The sequence below is a fragment of the Azotobacter vinelandii CA genome (assembly GCF_000380335.1).
Taxonomy (GTDB): domain Bacteria; phylum Pseudomonadota; class Gammaproteobacteria; order Pseudomonadales; family Pseudomonadaceae; genus Azotobacter; species Azotobacter vinelandii.
This window is the reverse complement of the sequence record NC_021149.1, coordinates 1,725,712-1,741,591: the sequence shown is the minus strand read 5'-3', so window position 1 is coordinate 1,741,591 and position 15,880 is coordinate 1,725,712. Positions and strand designations below refer to the sequence as shown.

Genomic DNA, 15,880 nt, shown 5'->3' with positions numbered 1-15,880 from the left:
ATGGCCTGGACTCGTGAACAGATGGCGCAACGCGCCGCCCGGGAGCTGCAGGACGGCTTCTACGTCAACCTCGGCATCGGCCTGCCGACCCTGGTCGCCAACTACATCCCGGACGGCGTGGAGGTCTGGCTGCAGAGCGAGAACGGCCTGCTCGGCATCGGTCCCTTCCCCACCGAGGAAGAGGTCGACCCGGACCTGATCAACGCCGGCAAGCAGACCGTCACCACCGTTTCCGGCAGCAGCTTCTTCGACAGCGCCGCCTCCTTCGCCATGATCCGCGGCGGCCACATCGACCTGTCGATCCTCGGCGCCATGCAGGTCTCCGAGCACGGCGACCTGGCCAACTGGATGATCCCCGGCAAGATGGTCAAGGGCATGGGCGGCGCCATGGATCTGGTGGCCGGAGTGCGCCGCGTGGTGGTGCTGATGGAGCACTGCGCCAAGGGCGGCGCGTACAAGATCCTCGAACGCTGCGACCTGCCGTTGACCGGCGTCGGGGTGGTCGATCGGATCATCACCGACCTGGGCGTGCTCGATGTCACCGGGCAGGGCCTGCAACTGGTCGAGCTGGCCGAGGGGGTGACCTTCGAGCACCTGCAGCAGGCCACCGGCTGCCCGGTCCGGCGTTGACGGCCGGGCGTCCCGTTCCCTTCGGGCATGACCGCGTGGTGTCCCGACCCATGCCTCATGCCTTTTGCGCGGCTGCCCACGGGCGCCGCGCCTTTTATTTTATTCCGCGGCGCTTCGCCGGGCCCGCATCGAAGCGCCGCCCCTGTGCAGCGACAGTGCCCCGGGGTAGCCTTGGCGACAGCGCCTGACCGCCCACGGCAAAGCCTGAGCCGACACAACAATAAGGAAGGATCTACCCCATGCGTACCCTGACCACCCTGCCCGGCAACAGCCAGAAACTCGATGGCGGCGCCATGTTCGGCAACGCCCCGCGCGCCATGTGGGAGCGCTGGATGCCGGCCGACGAACTGCACCGCATCGACCTCGGCTGCCGTGCCCTGCTGGTGCGCGAGGACGACCGCAACGTGCTGGTGGAAACCGGCATCGGCGCCTTCTTCAGCCCCGAGCTGAAGGACCGCTACGGCGTGCAGGAGAGTCGCCACGTGCTGCTCGACAACCTCGCCGCGCAAGGCTTGTCCGACGCCGACATCGACGTGGTGGTGCTCACCCATCTGCACTTCGACCACGCCGGCGGCCTGCTCGCCGCCTGGGAAGAAGGCCGGCCGCCGCGCCTGCTGTTCCCCAGGGCGCGCTTCGTCACCGGCCGCCGCCAGTGGCAACGCGCCCGCCAGCCGCACGCCCGCGACCGCGCCTCCTACATTCCCGAGCTGCTCGAACTGCTCGAAGCCAGCGGCCGTCTGGAACTGCTCGACGACGGCCGGACTTCCGAGGCGCTCGGCCCGAACTGGCGCTTCCACGTCAGCGACGGCCACACCCCCGGCCAGTTGCTGCCCGAGGTGGCCATGCCCGGCGGCCCGGTGCTCTTCGCCGGCGACCTGGTGCCCGGCGCGCCCTGGGTGCACCTGCCGATCACCATGGGCTACGACCGCTTCCCGGAAGGCCTGATCGAGGAAAAGACCGCCCTGCTCGAAGACCTGCTGGCCAGGGGCGGCCGGCTGGTCTTCACCCACGACCCGAAGGTCGCCATGGGCCGCCTGAGCCGCGACGCCAAGGGTCGCTTCGGCCTCAGCGAAAGCAGCGGCGAGGTGATGGGACTGGCGGAGTGAGACGCTCCTCGGGCAAGCGGCCGAACCGCTGACAAGATGGCGCGGGGACGCCGCCTCGGTGGCCGACGGCCAGTTAAAGGCCACCGCTCCCACCGGGAGCAGCGCCGAAGTCGTCTTCGCGGCGCAGCATGCAAGCGGACCTGCCATGGGCTCGCATGGCGGCTGCACTGCAGCGCGCCCGCACTCGAGCCTCACGGGTTCCGCGGTGCATGCCGCCGGCTCCGCCCCCGGTTTCACTCATGCGGATCCGGAGGCCGCGCACAGGCGGGTCAGACTATCCTCCGCGTGCCGGCGTAAAAGTTCTCCCGCCAGGGAGGTGTCCGGGGAAGTTATCGCCTCGAAAATCGCGTTGTGTTCCTGGAGCGATATGCCGATCGTCTCGGGGTCGTGCCGGAAGGTATAGCTCCTGAACAGCTTGAGCTGCACTACCAGGCGCCGGTATGTGTCGTAAAGAGCCGCGTTTCCCGTGAACCTGGCAAGCAGGTCATGAAAACGGAAGTTCAGCTCGGTGTAGGCGGGAACATCCTGATGAGCGACTTTCTCGGCCATCTGGTCCAGCACTTGCCGGACCTGCTCCCCGGCTTCTGAAGTCAGCGTCCGCGTCACCAGTTCGCCGATCAGGCCTTCCAGCGGAATCCGCACCTGATAAATCTGCGTGGCCTGCTGCAGATCGAGCTGGCGAACGCGAACGCCGCAGTTCTTCTCGAACATGACCAGCCCGCGCTCCTCCAGCATGCGGAACGCTTCGCGAACCGGCCCACGGGAAATGCCCATGTCCGTCGCGATCGCGGCTTCGCGCAGCGGTGCTCCGGGAAGAAGCTGCCCGGTAGCGATTCGCTGTTCCAACTCCTCATGGACCAGGTTCGTCAGGGACTGCGTGCGCAGCAGCGCGATGGCATCGTGGGAACTCATGGATGTCTCTGGCATTGGCGGAAGAACGACGGACCGGATTGTAGCCTAGCCGCTCGATATCGTAAATTGTCAACAATATGCAATAACGCCTCCCTACCATCACGGCTCCCCCCCCTCTCAGGAAAACCACCATGTTTCACAAGCTACTGACCGGCGCAGTCCTGGCGCTTTGCATGCTGGGCGGCGCGCTGAGCGCACATGCCGAGAACATCAGGCTGGCCGTGACCGATCTCGTCGGCCTCGAGGAGCTGCAACGGGAGTTCGGGCCGTTCAAGAGCGAGCTGGAGCGCGTCAGCGGTCTCGGCATCGACTTCCTGCCCGTCACCAATCGCACCGCCGCGCTCGAAGCCTTGCGCTTCAAGAAGGTCGACTTCGTGCTGGCCGGGCCGGCCGAGTACGTAGTGATGCAGAAGCGCGCCAACGCCAGCGTGGTCGCGGGCCTCTACCGCCCCGACTATTACTCGTTGATCGTCGTCAAGGCGGACAGCCCGATCTTTTCGGTGCGGGAACTCAAGGGCAAGCGAGTGGGCATGGGACCGGTCGGCTCCACGTCGCGCCACCTGGGACCGATCCAGTTGCTGGCCGATTCGGGGCTCGATCCTCTCAAGGACACCGGGATCACCAACACCAACCTGCGCCTGGCCTGGGAAGGACTCAAGAAAGGCGATCTGGAAGCTGTCGGCATGGGTCGCTCCGACCTCGAAAACTTCCTGTCGAAAGAAGCGCAGGAACAGCGGAACGCCTACCGCATCCTGGTGCGCGGCGGAGACCTTCCGAACGACCTGCTGATGGCGGGCGAGCATGTGCCGGCCCGAACCATCGAGAAACTGCGCACAGCCATCGTCGACAACTCCGAAGCCCTGGTCGCCAGCATCGGGCAGGGTGCCGAACATGTGAAGCGTTACCAGGGCATGCGTTTTCTGACCACGATCGCGGACAAGGACTACGACATCGTGCGCTCCATGTATCGCACCGCCGGCTATCCCGAATATTCGGAATTCATCGGTGACTGAAATGCTGGAGGCTACCTACAAACCCGCCGGCGATACGGCGTTGCGCGTCCGCGGCTTGAGCAAGCGTTTCGAAGGCGCCGCCGCTCCCGTGTGGTCCGACATTTCATTCGATATTCCGCACGGGCAGCGGGTGGCGATCATCGGCGGCAATGGCGCCGGCAAAAGCACCTTGCTGCGATGCTGCATGCGTCTGATCGAACCCGACGCGGGAGAAGTGTTTTTCGGCGATCGGAGTCTCAGCGGATTACGCGGCAGAGAACTGGCCAAGGCACGCGCCCGCGTCGGCTTCGTCTTCCAGAAGCACAACCTGGTCAGCCGTCTTTCCGTGCTGACCAATGTGCTGCACGGCGGCATGGCCTGGGCGCGCACGCCGCGCATGTGGTTTCACGGTATTGCGACCGACGAGCACCGGAACTACGCCCTGCATTGTCTGGAACGGGTCAAACTCGGCCACCTCTGCGAACGCCGGGCCGATGAGCTGTCCGGCGGGCAATCGCAGCGTGTGGCCATCGCGCGCGCGCTGATGCAGAAGCCGAAGATGATATTCGCCGACGAACCCGTCGCCAGTCTCGACCCGCAGGCCGGGGAAGACGTCATGCAAGTCTTCTCGGACCTGGCGTGCGACGAGTCGCTCACCCTGCTCTTCGTGACCCATCATCTGGAACACGCTCTGCGCTACGCGGATCGCGTTCTGGGACTCCAGGATTTCCGCCTGGGCCTGGATGCGTCCAGCGACAGTCTGAGCGCCCGGCAATTGCGGGGGATGTATGAGTGAGCAACGCTACACGAACCCGCCCGCGCGGTTCGAGCGCCCGTCGGCCGGCTCGCTGCTGATCCTCGTGGCCTTCGTGGCCTTCCTCGCCTGGTCGATTTCGGCAGCGGGCATTTCCGTGCCGGAATTGCTGACGGGCTTGCCGAACATGGCAAAGATCGCCTCCGAGATGGTGCCGCCCGCCACCGACCGCATCGTCCCGATGATGCACTCGGTGCTGGTCACCTTCCAGATGGCACTGGTCGGCACGCTCATCGGCATCCTCGTCAGCCTGCCGCTGGCCGTGTTGATGTCGCGGAACCATACGCCGCACGCCACCGTGCGCTCCGTCATTCGCAGCCTGGTCAGCTTCATCCGCACGACTCCCGATTTGGCCTGGGCCCTGTTCTTCGTGGCATCGGTGGGGCTCGGCCCGTTCGCGGGCACCCTGACCCTGGTGATGGACACCATCGGCTTCTGTGCCAGGTTCTTCGCCGAATCCATCGAAGAAGTGGACGACGGCCCCCCTGAAGCGCTGGCCGCGATCGGTGCATCCAGACTGTCGGTGATCGTGTGCGCCACGCTGCCGATGGCCATGCCCAGTCTCGTCAACACCGGCCTGTTCGCCCTGGAAAAGGCCGTACGCTCCTCCGTCGTCCTGGGACTGGTCGGTGCGGGCGGTATCGGAGCCGAGCTGGCGACTTCGATGGAGCTGTTTCGCTTCGACCAGGCGGCGACCATCATCCTGACGATCTTCCTGCTGGTACTGGGTGTGGAGAAGGTCTCCTCGCGCGCCCGCATGTCTCTTCTCAAAAAACGGCAGTGAGCCGCTTTCGAGCCTCGACAAGAAGGAAAGAAATGAATCGTTTCGTGAGTGTCAACGGCAATGTCTACCGCTGGCCGGAACGCCCCGTGGTAGTGGTGTGCATCGATGGCGGCGATCCCGAATATCTGCGGCGCTTCCTTGCCGATGGCGCGCTGCCCAACATCCAGCGTTTCGTTCAGGAAGGGTATTCGGCCGTGGCGACCGGCTCCATGCCATCGTTCACCTGCCCGAACAACATGTCCATCATCACCGGCGTGCCGACCGCCAGGCACGGTATTTCCGGGAACTTCTACCTGGATACGCAGACCTGGGAGCCGGTCGTGATGACCGGGCCGGAACTGCTGCGCGGCGAAACCATCCTGGCCGGTTTCGCCGAGGCGGGCGCCAGGGTCGTGTCCATCACCGCCAAGGACAAGCTGCGGCGTCAGCTCGGCAAGGGGCTGGATGTCGGCCAGGGCCATGTATCGTTCTCGTCCGAATTCGCGGATCGTTGCACGCTGGCGGAAAACGGCATCGAGAAGGTGCTCGAATACGTCGGCATGCCCAAGCCGGACATGTACTCGATGGAGCTTTCCCTGTTCGTGCTCGAAGCGGGCATCAGGCTGCTGCAGGATCGGCGCCCCGATCTGATGTACCTGTCCCTGACCGATTTCGTCCAGCACAAGTGGGCGCCCGAAGAAGCGCAGGCCCGCCATTTCTACCAGCGACTCGATGATGCCTTCGGCCGCCTCGCGCAGGAGGACATCGTGCTGGGCCTGACCGCCGACCACGGTATGAGCGACAAGAGCGATGCCGCCGGCGAGCCGAACGTGATCTGGTTGCAGGACATTCTCGATGCCGAATTCGGCGCCGGCGAAACCACGGTCATCTGCCCGATCACCGATGCCTTCGTGGCGCATCACGGCGCCTTGGGCGGCTTCGTGCGTGTCTGGAGCAGGGGAAACGTCAGCGTAGCGGCGATCATCGAGCGGATCGCCGCACTGGAAGGCGTCGACCTGTCGCTGGACAAGGCGACTGCCTGCCGGCTGTTCGATCTGCCGGAAGACCGGGAGGCGGATGTCGCGGTGATTGCCAGGAAAGACGTGTGCATCGGCAGCTCCGCCAGACTGCACGACCTGAGCGGCCTGAAAGGCCATCGGCTGCGCACCCATGGCGGGCTCACCGAAACCAGGGTTCCGTTCATTCTGAACCGCCCTCTCAATAGCGAATACAGACAGCAGGTGGCCCACTCGGAAATCAAGAGTTACCGGATTTTCGAGTTCGCCATCAACGGGACGCTCTGAGCCCGCCAACCGGAGGGAGATGCCATGAATCCATGCCTCTCCCTCGCTCTCCCGTCCGTCCGGCATCCGGTTCGGCCAGGGCCCTGCGGGTTCTCTTCCATTTCGCGGGGCCGCCGTCCGCGCGGCTGTCCGACACCGGACATCGACAGCCCGGAACCAAGCCCCGGCGCGCCTTTCTCACAGGGAAAGCACGAGATCGAGCAAAGGGGAAAGCGATGAGCGTTCCGTTGCAGACCGACATCCACAGATCCATGCTGGCCAGCGTCCTGATCGGTATCGGCCTCATGGCCGGCGTGGACGAGATCATCTTCCACCAACTGCTCGGCTGGCACCATTTCTACGACCTGGCCACGCCGAAGATCGCGCTGTTCTCCGACGGTCTGCTGCACTCCGCCGAACTGATCGTGCTGGTGGCCGGTTTCTTCATGCTGATCGACCTGCGCGGCAGGCGGGCCCTCGCCTCGACCGCCGCCTGGGCCGGCCTCTTCATCGGCCTCGGCGGCTTCCAACTGTTCGACGGCATCGTCGACCACAAGGTGCTGCGGCTGCACCAGATCCGCTACGGTATCGACAACCTGCTGACCTACGACCTCGTCTGGAACGCCTCGGGCGCGGCGCTACTGCTGATCGGGCTGCTGCTCGGCAGGCCGCGCGCCGGCGGCCGGCCGGGCTGAGGGCGCATGGAACACGCCGCCGTCCATGCCCCGGCCCACGCCGACAGTGTCCCGGCCCTGCTCTTCCCCGCCCTGCTGCTCGGCCTCTATGCGTTTGCCGCCCTGCGCCCAAGACGCGCCGGACGGCGCTGGAGCCCCTGGCGCACGCTGAGCTTCGCCCTCGGTACCGCCCTGCTCGGCCTGGCCCTGGCGCCGCCCGTGGTCGCCTTCGCCCAGGCCGACCTGCGCGGGCATATGCTCCAGCACCTGCTGCTGGGCATGTTCGTCCCCCTCGGCCTGGTCCTGGGCGCACCCGGCACGCTACTGCTGCGCACTCTGCCGATACGGGCGACGCGTATCCTACTGGCCTTCCTGGATAGCCGTCCGCTGCGGACGCTGATCCATCCGCTCACCGCGCTGGTGCTGGATATCGGCGGCATGTACCTGCTCTACCTGACGCCCTTGTTCGTCCTCAGCGCCCACGATCCGCTCGTGCACTTCCTGGTGCACCTGCATTTCCTGCTGTCCGGCTACCTGTTCACCTGGGCCATCGCCGGCCCCGATCCCACGCCGCACCGTCCCGGCCCGTGGCTACGCCTCGGCGTGCTGTTTCTCGGCACGGCCCTGCATGCGACGCTCGGCAAGCTCATGTACGCCTATGGTTTCCCGCGGGGCACGGCGCATCCCCCGAGCGAGATACGGGCCGCGGCGCAGCTCATGTATTACGGCGGGGACGTGGCGGAACTGCTGCTGGCGATCGCCCTCTTCACGCTCTGGTTCCGCCGGGTACCGACGCGCGCTTTCCCAGGGCGCATCGACGATCGGCATGCGCTGCCCGGCAGCGATTAGGCTCCGCTCTCCCGCAGGCGCTGCAGCGCCCGCCGCAGCATGTCGGCGAACCGCGGCGGACTCGACGCATCCGGCTCCCCCGCCATCCAGCCCGGCCCGCGCCAGATGAACGCGGCGATGCCCGGCACGGGAAGCCTTGCCGTGGTCGCGCACGGTTTCTCCCGAAGGAGCGACGGCACCCGGCAGCCGTTCAAAGCAGCGCCTCGTCGTCGCGGATCAGCACACAGCGCCGGCCCTGTTCGTCCTCGTCGCACTCGTACACGTAGAACATCGTCACCGCGCCCGAATCCAGCGTGGCCGCCAGGTAATCGCCGGCCTCGACCGCGAAGAAGCGGCGCGAGCCCGGCTCGGCCGCGCATTCGACCAGGGCGGTGACGAACAGCGCCGGATCGCTCCCGTCGAAGTAGTCGGCGCGGGTCAGCTCGTCCCAGTCCTCCGGCGCCTGGAACGGCCCGGTGAAGAGGATCTTGGCATCGCCCAGGTCTTCCTCTTCGGCTTCCGGGTCGTGCTCGTCCGGCCGGTAGACGCTGCAATCCAGCGCCCCGGCGCCGCGCAGGATCGCCTGCCGCGCCGCCAGCCGCCGCGCCGGGTCCAGCCCGGCGGCCTGGCACATGCGCGTCCATGCCGCGTCCGTCCGATCGTTGTGTTTCATGGGGATCTCCGTAGTCGTGGGGCTGCCGGCCGGTCCGGCGTGCCGCATTGTCCCGCATTCGGCAAGGGCGGAGCAGCCCCGCGATCGCTCCGGAACCGCAGCCGGGCGAGCAACGAGGCCCGCACCGCGGATACACTGGCGCTCCCCCCGGACGACGGGGGATCGATCACCGGGAGAGCGAGCGCATGTTCACCATACTTCAGGGGCTTTTGGGACTGGCCGTGATGATTCTGCTGGCCTGGGCGATCAGCGAAGGACGCTCGCGGGTGCGTCCCCGGGTGATCGTCGCCGGGCTTCTCTGCCAGTTCGGACTGGCCGCCGTGCTGCTGAAATTTCCCGGCGCCAGCCAGTTGTTCGAACCGCTGAACGCCCTGGTGCGGGCCCTGCAACAGGCCACCGCGGCCGGCAGCGCCTTCGTCTTCGGCTTCGTCGGCGGCGGCGCGGCGCCCTATGCCGTCACCAGCCCGCCCAACGGTTTCGTGCTGGCCTTCCAGGCCCTGCCGCTGGTGCTGGTGATCAGCGCCCTGTCGGCATTGCTGTTTCACTGGCGAGTCCTCCCGGTGATCGTCAGGGGATTCTCCTGGCTGCTGCGGAAAACCTTCGGCATCGGCGGCGCCGTGGGCTTCGCCAGCGCCGCCAACGTCTTCGTCGGCATGACCGAGGCCCCCTTGCTGATCCGCCCCTACCTGTCGGGCATGTCGCGCAGCGAACTGTTCGCCGTCATGGTCACCGGCATGGCCACCATCGCCGGAACCGTGATGGTGCTCTATGCCACGCTTCTCGAAGGCAGCATTCCCGATCCGGTCCGGCACCTGCTGATCGCCTCGCTGATCAGCGCGCCGGCATCGCTGTTGATCGCCCATGTGATGATTCCGCCGGAGCGAGAGGCGGCGGCACGGCAGCCATCCGCCCTGCCAGAGGAAGAGCGGCTCCGCTACCACAGCGCCATGGACGCGGTGACCCGCGGCACCCTGGACGGCCTGCAACTCTGGCTCAACATCATCGCCATGCTGCTGGTCCTGGTCGCCCTGGTGCACCTGGCCAATCTGGGGCTGGCCTGGATACCGGAGATCGCCGGAGCGCCACTGACGCTGGAACGCCTGCTCGGCTGGGCGATGGCCCCCATCGTCTGGCTGACCGGGATTCCCTGGGCCGAGTCCATCACCGCCGGGGCGCTGATGGGCGTCAAGACGGTACTCAACGAATTCATCGCCTATATCCGGCTCGCCGGCCTGCCGGAAGGCGCGCTGAGCGAACGCAGCCGGCTGATCATGACCTATTCGCTGTGCGGATTCGCCAACATCGGCAGCCTGGGCATCCTGATCGGCGGCCTGGGCGTGCTGGCGCCGGAACGCCGCGGCGAAATCGTGGACCTCGGGCTGCGCTCCCTCTACGCCGGAACGCTGGCGACCCTGATGACGGGGGCGGTGGTGGGGCTGGTCATCTGACGCTCCGATGGCGAACGGCCGGCGGACCGACCATCGCCCTACCTGTCGAGCGGCTTGACGCCTCCCCGGCGACCGAGCCCGAACCCGACCCGATACAGGTCCGGCAGATTCACGCGGCCGTCCTTCATGGTTTCGAATACCCCGAGGCGCTCGAGGTCGCCGCGCACGCCGAACCAGCCGCGCTCGCCGTGCTGCGGCGGCAGCCTGGCACCGGACGCCGCCGCCGGCCCATCCGGGAACTCCGCGCTCCAGCGCCCTTCGACGGTCTCGAATTCGCAGGGAACGGTCAAACCCCGCAAAGGGCCCATGACGCGCGTCACCCAGGGATAATCCTCGGCCATCTCGTCCACACGGATTTCCGAAGCCTTCTGCACGCCTCGCTTGATGCTCTCGTAATGGAGGGCATGCGCATGCTCGGGGTATTTTTCGACCGAGTCCTCGGCAGCTTGGCGGATGGCGGCGAGAAAGGAGCGTGGCGAGGTACGTCCGCGCCCGTCGGCCAGATGACTCACGGACCAGACGTAGGGAACCCCGCGACGGCGGTCGCGCCCCATCCAGCGTCCCGCCAGCGCCTCGAACAAATCGCGCTGCTTGGCACTTTCGCGCTTCACTTCCTCGGCCAGATGCCAGCTACCGAGATGCTGGCGCGGCGCACTGCCGACGATGGTCGCGTAAAGCCCGCGCATCCGTTCGCCGTGGACACCGGGCGCATTGCAGAGCATCTGCCACAGCAATCCGTGCAGGTCGTGCGGCGCCCAAGTGAGTTCGGCCTTGGTGGAAAGCAGTTTGGAAGCGTCGGCGAAATCGGTGATGGTGCGATCCGACTGGTCTTCGCGGAGAAAGACCTTGGCGTGCAGGTTCGGGCAGGATCTCAACCAGAGCACGACCCTGAGCAGGTCGCGCACTATGCCGTCCATCCGTGCCCAGTCGCTGCTGGTGCGGTCCAGCGCGTCGAAGACGATCAGGCCGAAGCGCTGTCCGCTCCGGAAGGTTCCATCCGCCCGCTGGAGCAGCCTGGCGAGCGGCTCGGGATTCGCCTTGACCCAGGCGACGGTATCGCTCCAGGCATCCCTCGGCAGGCTCTCGCCGACGATGTCCGCGAGCCAGCGGGCCACGACGCCACGCCAGACATCGTAGGGCGTGCAGCCGTTCGCCATCAGTTGCGAGAACACATCGCCGTCGGGAAAGGCATCGATATCCGGATTCACGCCGAATCCGATGCGCACGTCGGTACGCTCCAGCTCGCTCACCGCCTGCCCCAACGAGGCACGCAGCGGCTGCGAACCGAGCGCCGCCGTCCAGAACGACTTGCCTACCCCACGTGCACCGACCACCAGATTGCATTCGAGGCGCAGCGCCTTGATGTGCGCCGGAGGAACGTACAGATTCCGCCGGTCGGGCTCCTCGCCATGATTCGAGGTGGCCAGCGGCAGCGCCTCGACGATGGCCTGCCGGATCGCCTGGGCGTCAGCGCTCGCCATGGAACTCTCCCGTACCGTCCACGAAATTTGCCAGCCCGTCGATGACGGGGCCGAAAAGCGATTCCACCTCCTGCGGATCGACGGCCACGAAACGCGCATGCAGCGATTGCAGGGCCGCGAAGCCCCGATGCCAGCGAATCGTCCACGGATAATGCGGGGCGCCCTCGTCGGACTCGTCGAAGCTCCAGGTGTCGCCGGTGACCGGCTCCCCGGCCGGTACCTCGTCGTAGAGCTCCTCGGCGAACATGTCCCAGGCCCGCTCCCGGACGCCGGCGACATATTCCGCGCCCGCCAGTTCGGGAACCATGGCACCGACGAGTTGCAGGCGTTCGCGGATATCGCGGGCAACGCCGGAGGTGCGCCAGTGGCGGAACAGGATGCGATAGCCCGTCCAGGTCTGTTCGCCGTCGAGGGCGAACAGCATCACCCGCTGCGCGCCCAGACCGGTCACGCAGGCCGACGCCACCTCGTCGATACCGGCACGCGAGTCGATCAGCACCACATCCGGCCGCCAGCGGGCTTCGAGTGCATCCAGCAAACGTTGCAGGCGCTGCGACCAGGTTTCGCGCCGCGCTCCGGACACTTTCGGCATCCAGACGCGCCCCAGCTTGGCCACGTAGTCGCCGGGATCGGCGCCATGCGCCGGAACCACGTAGATTTCGCCATCGTGGGACAGCGGACTGGTGGCGAACAGGTCGGCGAATACCGCGTCGCCGTTGTCCACCAGGTCCTCCACCAGCCAGTCGGCGATGCCGAAGGTCGGCCGCCGCTCGTCCGGCAGCAGCGACGAGGACAGTCCCGGCGATTCGAGATCCAGGTCGAGCACCAGTACCCGCCGGCCCTGCCGAGCCAGCGCCCAGGCCGTCGCGGCCAGCGCCGTCGAGCGACCGACACCGCCCTTGATCGAGAAAAACACGATGCGCGGAACGCCCTGGCCGACCGGGACGATGCTCGACCAGCTCCCGTCGGTGGCCAGTCGATCGACCACCGACACGCCATCGAAACCTTCGAGCGGCAGGACCGGCGCGCCCTGGCGCACCGCATCGAGATTCTCCTCGAACAACACGGCGCGTTCGGGCTCGAAAGCATGCGGGCCGAGCCTGTCGCGCATCTCGCGGGCCAGAGCATCGAGCGTTTGCAATGCCTCCCGGTCGGCTCGCCATCTTTCGGCGACGATCAGCCGCACGCGCCCGTTCAGGTCGCGATTCACCAACAGGGGCGCCAGGCGTCGCACAGCGGCCGCGTGGGCATGGAAGATCGCCGCCAGCTCCGGGAGAATCCGGTCGAAGGTGCTCATAGCAACCCCTCCCGCTCGGCTTGCCCGATCAGCCCGCGAACGCCGTCGGCGCCCGCACGATGGGCCTGTACGCGGTCGCGGTCCTGGTCGAAATGGCGCCGGTGGGAATAACGCTGGGCGGCCTTCCAATCGGTGAAGACGTTCGTCGCCAGCGTGTAGCGGGCCCCCGAAGCATGGCCCGAACGATAAGCCTCGTAGCGCGCCCATATCTCGTCGACATGCCTGCGATCCCTGTGGTCGGGCTCGCCATTCTTGACGGGCATGCCGAAGGCCAGCATCAAACGCTTCAGTCCGCACTCCGCGGCGATGCCGTACAGGTGGTCCGCGTTGGCCCAACGGGCCGTTTCGTACAACAGTTCGGCATCTTCCCAATGCCGCCGGTGCGCGTCGAGAAAGTCCGTATCCATATCCATCGTGCCCTGGTTCATGGCGCCCTGCCCCAACCTTGTCGGCCGGGCGGCGAAAACGAGCGCTATTGTCCAGCGCCGCACCCCGGCCGTCGAGGCTGGTGTTCCTGTCTTTTCCCGCTTCGCCTTGCGTTCGCGCATCGGGCCCTGGCCCGCTTCGATGGCTGGGCACCTACATATTGGGATAGTTCGGCCCGCCACCGCCCTCGGGCGTCGTCCAGACGATGTTCTGCGCCGGGTCCTTGATGTCGCAGGTCTTGCAGTGCAGGCAGTTCTGCGCGTTGATCTGCAGCCGTGGTCCGCCCTGCTCCTCCCCCAGCACCTCGTACACCCCCGCCGGGCAGTAGCGCTGCGCCGGTTCGGCGTACAGCGGCAGGTTGCGACCGATCGGGATGGCCGGGTCGGCCAGCCGCAGGTGGCAGGGCTGGTCCTCCTCGTGGTTGGTGTTGGAGAGGAACACCGAGCCGAGCCTGTCGAAGCCCAGCACCCCGTCCGGCTTCGGGTAGACGATGGGCGGACACTCCGCCGCCGGGCGCAGCCGGGCGTGGTCGGCCTCGCGGTCGTGCAGGGTGAACGGCAGCCGGCCGGCGAAGACATTCTGTTCGACGAAATTGAACGCCCCGCCGGCCAGCGGCCCGAGCCGGTGCAGCGCCGGGCCGAAGTTGCGCGAGCGATGGAGTTCTTCGTGCAACCAGGAGGCCTCGAAGGCCGCCTTCCAGCGCGGTGCCCAGGCGCTGTCCGGCAGTTCCTCCAGAAGCGCGGCGAACACCGTCTCCGCCGCCAGCAGCCCCGATTTCATCGCCGTGTGGCTGCCCTTGATCTTCGCCACGTTCAGGGTCCCGGCGTCGCAGCCGAGCAGCAGGCCGCCCGGAAAAGCCATCTCCGGCAGGGCGTTGAAGCCGCCCTTGGCGATGGCCCGCGCGCCGTAGGAGACCCGCTTGCCGCCTTCCAGGTACTGCTTCAGCACGGGGTGGTGCTTGAGGCGCTGGAACTCGTCGAAGGGACTCAGCCAGGGGTTGGCGTAGTTCAAATCGACGATCAGGCCGACCACCACCTGGTGGTTCTCGGCGTGGTAGAGGAAGAAGCCGCCGCCGCTGTCCTTGTCCAGCGGCCAGCCGGCGCCGTGGATCACCAGCCCGGGCCGGTGGCGGGACGGCTCGATGTCCCACAGCTCCTTGATGCCCAGGCCGTAGTGCTGCGGGTCGGTGTCCCCGGCCAGTCCGAAGCGTTCGATCAGTTGCTTGCCCAGGTGGCCGCGGCAGCCCTCGGCGAACAGGGTGTAGCGGGCGTGCAGTTCCATGCCCGGCATGAAGCCGTCCTTGTGGCTGCCGTCGGCGGCCACGCCCATGTCGCCGGTGGCCACGCCCCTGACCCGGCCGTTTTCGTCGTGGAGCACTTCCGCGGCGGCGAAGCCGGGGAACACCTGCACGCCCAGCGCCTCGGCCTGCTCGCCCAGCCAGCGCACCAGGTTGCCGAGACTGACGATGTGGTTGCCGGCGTTGTGCAGGCTTTTCGGCAGCAGCGCGTCGGGCAGTTTCAGCGCCCGTTCGGCGTCCTTGAGCAGGTAGACCTCGTCGGCGCTGACCGGGGTGTGCAGCGGTGCGCCGCGTTCCCGCCAGTCGGGAAACAGTTCTTCCAGGGCGCGGGACTCGAACACCGCGCCGGAGAGGATGTGCGCCCCGACCTCGGAGCCCTTCTCCACCACGCAGACTTCCAGCGGCCGGCCCTGTTCGTTGGCCAGTTGCATCAGCCGGCAGGCGGCGGACAGGCCCGCCGGGCCGGCGCCGACGATGACCACGTCGAATTCCATGGCTTCGCGCATGGTGCGTTTCTCCTCGATCTTGTTGTTGTGAGTCGACGGCCACGGCGCGGCACCAACCCTCTCGCCGTGCCATCGGTGGGAGCGGATGCATTCGCGACCCGCGCGACGGCGCGGCAAACTCATGTCGGCGACCCGCAGGGCGGATCGTTCGGGGATGAATCCCCTCCCACGGCCGTAGGGCAGATGGCCGAAGCCATCCGCCGTGGCGGGCAGCGGCTGGTGGAAAACGCTGCGCGGTTTTCCACCCTACTGACTCCCACGCCAGGCAACGCCGCACGGTGGATGGCTTCGGCCAGCGGGCGGCCGGCTCAGCCGCCCGCCTGGCCGACCAGGGAGACGGCGACGGCCTGGGCGACCGGCTTGTCGTCCTGGAGCGCCTGGCCTTCGACATTGAGTATCCGGCTGCCCTGGCGCACGAAGCGCGCCTCGACCCGCACCGGACCCGGCCGGGCCGGACGCAGGAAGGACACCGTGAGAGACAGGGTCGAGGCGAACTGCCCCGCGGCCAGGGGCGATTGCGCGAGGGTTCCCATCGCGTCGTCCAGCATGGCCGCGAGCATTCCGCCCTGGACATGCCCCGTCGGATTGGCGAACGCCTCGCTGGCGACATAGCGGCACACCAGGGTTCCCGCCTCCCAGGCGACCAGTTCGCCCTGCAGCAGGTCGTAGACCGGCCAGCGTTGCCGGCCGGCCAATAGCGCGTCGAACCAGGTCTGTGCGCGGTTTTCCATCGTCATGCCTCCGGGTCGT

Annotated in this window: 16 protein-coding genes; 9 read left to right on the top strand and 7 right to left on the bottom strand. The window is 67.1% G+C overall.

Annotated features, from left to right (window positions below; genetic code table 11):
- The gene (locus AVCA_RS08025) at positions 1–630 is read left to right on the top strand and encodes a CoA transferase subunit B (RefSeq protein ID WP_041807098.1); all 630 of its coding nucleotides are present in this window, start codon (positions 1–3) and stop codon (positions 628–630) included.
- A 239-nt stretch (positions 631–869) separates the two neighbouring features.
- A complete protein-coding gene (locus tag AVCA_RS08020; protein ID WP_012700378.1) occupies positions 870–1,736 on the top strand; it encodes an MBL fold metallo-hydrolase in 867 nt (288 codons plus the stop codon).
- Between the two features lie 237 nt (positions 1,737–1,973).
- Here the strand turns inward: AVCA_RS08020 and AVCA_RS08015 are convergent, their stop codons facing one another.
- Positions 1,974–2,648, bottom strand: coding sequence for an FCD domain-containing protein (locus AVCA_RS08015; RefSeq protein WP_012700377.1), 675 nt, complete (start codon positions 2,646–2,648; stop codon positions 1,974–1,976).
- Positions 2,649–2,821: 173 nt separating this feature from the next.
- Between AVCA_RS08015 and AVCA_RS08010 the strand changes: the two genes are divergently transcribed.
- From AVCA_RS08010 to AVCA_RS07985, 6 genes are all read left to right on the top strand, one after another.
- Positions 2,822–3,661 carry a PhnD/SsuA/transferrin family substrate-binding protein gene (locus tag AVCA_RS08010; RefSeq protein WP_236616364.1) on the top strand — a complete coding sequence of 280 codons (840 nt, stop codon included), beginning with the start codon at positions 2,822–2,824 and terminating at the stop codon, positions 3,659–3,661.
- A gap of 1 nt (position 3,662) precedes the next feature.
- Positions 3,663–4,436, top strand: coding sequence for a phosphonate ABC transporter ATP-binding protein (locus AVCA_RS08005; protein ID WP_012700375.1), 774 nt, complete (start codon positions 3,663–3,665; stop codon positions 4,434–4,436).
- Positions 4,429–5,238 (top strand): phosphonate ABC transporter, permease protein PhnE, encoded by an 810-nt coding sequence (phnE, locus tag AVCA_RS08000; protein WP_012700374.1) that lies wholly within the window; start codon positions 4,429–4,431, stop codon positions 5,236–5,238. Before AVCA_RS08005 ends, phnE begins: the two co-directional genes overlap by 8 nt.
- Before the next feature lie 32 nt (positions 5,239–5,270).
- Complete coding sequence (gene phnA / locus AVCA_RS07995; RefSeq protein ID WP_012700373.1) at positions 5,271–6,521, top strand: phosphonoacetate hydrolase; 1,251 nt, start codon at positions 5,271–5,273, stop codon at positions 6,519–6,521.
- Positions 6,522–6,736: 215 nt separating this feature from the next.
- Positions 6,737–7,195 carry a DUF2243 domain-containing protein gene (locus AVCA_RS07990; RefSeq protein ID WP_012700372.1) on the top strand — a complete coding sequence of 153 codons (459 nt, stop codon included), beginning with the start codon at positions 6,737–6,739 and terminating at the stop codon, positions 7,193–7,195.
- A 6-nt stretch (positions 7,196–7,201) separates the two neighbouring features.
- Positions 7,202–8,023 carry a cytochrome c oxidase assembly protein gene (locus AVCA_RS07985; protein ID WP_012700371.1) on the top strand — a complete coding sequence of 274 codons (822 nt, stop codon included), beginning with the start codon at positions 7,202–7,204 and terminating at the stop codon, positions 8,021–8,023.
- Positions 8,024–8,213: 190 nt separating this feature from the next.
- On the opposite strand, the gene AVCA_RS07980 is transcribed toward AVCA_RS07985, so the two are convergent.
- Positions 8,214–8,636, bottom strand: coding sequence for a hypothetical protein (locus tag AVCA_RS07980; RefSeq protein ID WP_012700369.1), 423 nt, complete (start codon positions 8,634–8,636; stop codon positions 8,214–8,216).
- A gap of 224 nt (positions 8,637–8,860) precedes the next feature.
- Here AVCA_RS07980 and AVCA_RS07975 point away from each other — a divergent pair, with 224 nt between their 5' ends.
- On the top strand, positions 8,861–10,123 hold the full coding sequence (locus tag AVCA_RS07975; protein ID WP_012700367.1) for a NupC/NupG family nucleoside CNT transporter: 1,263 nt from the start codon (positions 8,861–8,863) through the stop codon (positions 10,121–10,123).
- Positions 10,124–10,161: 38 nt separating this feature from the next.
- Here AVCA_RS07975 and AVCA_RS07970 read toward each other — a convergent pair whose 3' ends face one another.
- The 5 genes from AVCA_RS07970 to AVCA_RS07950 form a co-directional block, all read right to left on the bottom strand.
- The gene (locus tag AVCA_RS07970) at positions 10,162–11,604 is read right to left on the bottom strand and encodes a hypothetical protein (protein ID WP_012700366.1); all 1,443 of its coding nucleotides are present in this window, start codon (positions 11,602–11,604) and stop codon (positions 10,162–10,164) included.
- Positions 11,591–12,901, bottom strand: coding sequence for a ParA family protein (locus AVCA_RS07965; protein ID WP_012700365.1), 1,311 nt, complete (start codon positions 12,899–12,901; stop codon positions 11,591–11,593). The genes AVCA_RS07970 and AVCA_RS07965 overlap by 14 nt, the downstream gene beginning before the upstream one ends.
- Complete coding sequence (locus AVCA_RS07960) at positions 12,898–13,449, bottom strand: hypothetical protein (protein WP_012700364.1); 552 nt, start codon at positions 13,447–13,449, stop codon at positions 12,898–12,900. The genes AVCA_RS07965 and AVCA_RS07960 overlap by 4 nt, the downstream gene beginning before the upstream one ends.
- A gap of 31 nt (positions 13,450–13,480) precedes the next feature.
- The gene (locus AVCA_RS07955; protein ID WP_012700363.1) at positions 13,481–15,130 is read right to left on the bottom strand and encodes an electron transfer flavoprotein-ubiquinone oxidoreductase; all 1,650 of its coding nucleotides are present in this window, start codon (positions 15,128–15,130) and stop codon (positions 13,481–13,483) included.
- A 308-nt stretch (positions 15,131–15,438) separates the two neighbouring features.
- Positions 15,439–15,861 carry a PaaI family thioesterase gene (locus AVCA_RS07950; RefSeq protein ID WP_012700362.1) on the bottom strand — a complete coding sequence of 141 codons (423 nt, stop codon included), beginning with the start codon at positions 15,859–15,861 and terminating at the stop codon, positions 15,439–15,441.
- Positions 15,862–15,880: the final 19 nt, after the last annotated feature.

Excerpts from the sequence above, each read along its gene's own strand:
- AVCA_RS08025 (WP_041807098.1), top strand. The coding sequence starts at position 1 with ATGGCCTGGACTCGTGAACAGATGGCGCAACGCGCCGCCCGGGAGCTG.
- AVCA_RS08020 (WP_012700378.1), top strand. The coding sequence starts at position 870 with ATGCGTACCCTGACCACCCTGCCCGGCAACAGCCAGAAACTCGATGGC.
- AVCA_RS08015 (WP_012700377.1), bottom strand. The coding sequence starts at position 2,648 with ATGAGTTCCCACGATGCCATCGCGCTGCTGCGCACGCAGTCCCTGACG.
- AVCA_RS08010 (WP_236616364.1), top strand. The coding sequence starts at position 2,822 with ATGCTGGGCGGCGCGCTGAGCGCACATGCCGAGAACATCAGGCTGGCC.
- AVCA_RS08005 (WP_012700375.1), top strand. The coding sequence starts at position 3,663 with ATGCTGGAGGCTACCTACAAACCCGCCGGCGATACGGCGTTGCGCGTC.
- phnE (WP_012700374.1), top strand. The coding sequence starts at position 4,429 with ATGAGTGAGCAACGCTACACGAACCCGCCCGCGCGGTTCGAGCGCCCG.
- phnA (WP_012700373.1), top strand. The coding sequence starts at position 5,271 with ATGAATCGTTTCGTGAGTGTCAACGGCAATGTCTACCGCTGGCCGGAA.
- AVCA_RS07990 (WP_012700372.1), top strand. The coding sequence starts at position 6,737 with ATGAGCGTTCCGTTGCAGACCGACATCCACAGATCCATGCTGGCCAGC.
- AVCA_RS07985 (WP_012700371.1), top strand. The coding sequence starts at position 7,202 with ATGGAACACGCCGCCGTCCATGCCCCGGCCCACGCCGACAGTGTCCCG.
- AVCA_RS07980 (WP_012700369.1), bottom strand. The coding sequence starts at position 8,636 with ATGTGCCAGGCCGCCGGGCTGGACCCGGCGCGGCGGCTGGCGGCGCGG.
- AVCA_RS07975 (WP_012700367.1), top strand. The coding sequence starts at position 8,861 with ATGTTCACCATACTTCAGGGGCTTTTGGGACTGGCCGTGATGATTCTG.
- AVCA_RS07970 (WP_012700366.1), bottom strand. The coding sequence starts at position 11,604 with ATGGCGAGCGCTGACGCCCAGGCGATCCGGCAGGCCATCGTCGAGGCG.
- AVCA_RS07965 (WP_012700365.1), bottom strand. The coding sequence starts at position 12,901 with ATGAGCACCTTCGACCGGATTCTCCCGGAGCTGGCGGCGATCTTCCAT.
- AVCA_RS07960 (WP_012700364.1), bottom strand. The coding sequence starts at position 13,449 with ATGCGCGAACGCAAGGCGAAGCGGGAAAAGACAGGAACACCAGCCTCG.
- AVCA_RS07955 (WP_012700363.1), bottom strand. The coding sequence starts at position 15,130 with ATGCGCGAAGCCATGGAATTCGACGTGGTCATCGTCGGCGCCGGCCCG.
- AVCA_RS07950 (WP_012700362.1), bottom strand. The coding sequence starts at position 15,861 with ATGGAAAACCGCGCACAGACCTGGTTCGACGCGCTATTGGCCGGCCGG.